Source organism: Neisseria sp. P0009.S007 (assembly GCF_051962515.1).
Genome location: NZ_JBQCVF010000486.1, coordinates 1 through 1,076, shown reverse-complemented (window position 1 = coordinate 1,076; position 1,076 = coordinate 1). Strand labels below are relative to the sequence as shown.

Annotated in this window: 1 protein-coding gene and 1 pseudogene; both read left to right on the top strand. The window is 40.9% G+C overall.

Going from position 1 to position 1,076, the window contains the following annotated elements; translation table 11 throughout:
- A pseudogene (gene cca, locus ACTHS3_RS14250) lies at positions 1–282 on the top strand (multifunctional CCA addition/repair protein); the annotation flags it as partial.
- Entirely contained in the window at positions 282–893 is a 612-nt protein-coding gene (locus tag ACTHS3_RS14245; RefSeq protein WP_070608330.1) for a hypothetical protein, read from the top strand. The pseudogene cca and the gene ACTHS3_RS14245, both read left to right, overlap by 1 nt.
- Positions 894–1,076 lie beyond the last annotated feature (183 nt).

Here is a 1,076-nt window from a genome sequence, read left to right as displayed (position 1 = left end):
ACCGACGCATTCCGCCGCCCCGAACGTTTTCAGACGGCCTTAAACGTCTGCGTGGCCGACAAACAAGGCCGTCTGAACCTTGAAGACACCCCCTATCCGCAGCGTGAACACTGGCTGGCCTTACTTGAAGCCGCCAATCAAGTAGATGCAGGCAAAATTGCCACCGAGTGTCGCGCGCAAGGAAAAGCGCACCTTATCGCCGAACAAATCGATCATGCCCGCTTAGCACAAATTACACCGCTGCAAAAAGCGTATCAGGCTGAAAAAATAGGAGGATATTGATGACATCTTCGCGTTATAAAATTGAACAAACACCTAGCAAAATTACCTTGTCAGCAAAAATTATACGTAACCGACTCAAACTTCTATTAACTTGCAGAGACCTTGTAATCGTACTATTGATATTAGCAAACATTCCAAATTTAAACTTTGAATCAGCATTTAATATCATACTCCTCATATTTTTGGGTCTGCTTTCTTTCCAATGTATTTATGACTTACTGTGGCAACTTTTTGGACAAGAACATATTCATGTTCAAAATGGAATACTTTCACACCAGTTCGCGCTGTTTGGATTGGGAAAAGGTAAAAAATTTTCACTCGTAGAAATAGCGCAATGGCAGCCACATGAGAACCATGCAAATACTAAAAACACTAAAATAACACTGCGTAACTATTTGAGCCAGAGAAGGAATACATCCACCATCTCCAGCCCCTTACGACAACCAAATAGTAAACAAGGTGCATGGTCATTTGTTTATCATGGGGAAACCATATATATCGGAGAATTTTTTTATAGCGACGATTACCAAGCAATTAACTCAAAATTAAATAGCCTAATGCCAAAAAAAGCCAAAACAGAGGCACTTTCCGAACCAGAACACGGCCTTTAAAACAGCCACCACGATATCTGCTATAATCCGCAACTTAACCACCTTATTTCAACAATAAAAATCATGACTATCCAGACCGATTTACTTCACGAAAAAATCAGCAATGAAGATTATCAACGCCTCATTGTCAAACACAGCGAATCTTTCAGCGACGGCGAAATCTGCCTATTGAATGAGATTTTG

Excerpts from the sequence above, each read along its gene's own strand:
- ACTHS3_RS14245 (WP_070608330.1), top strand. The coding sequence starts at position 282 with ATGACATCTTCGCGTTATAAAATTGAACAAACACCTAGCAAAATTACC.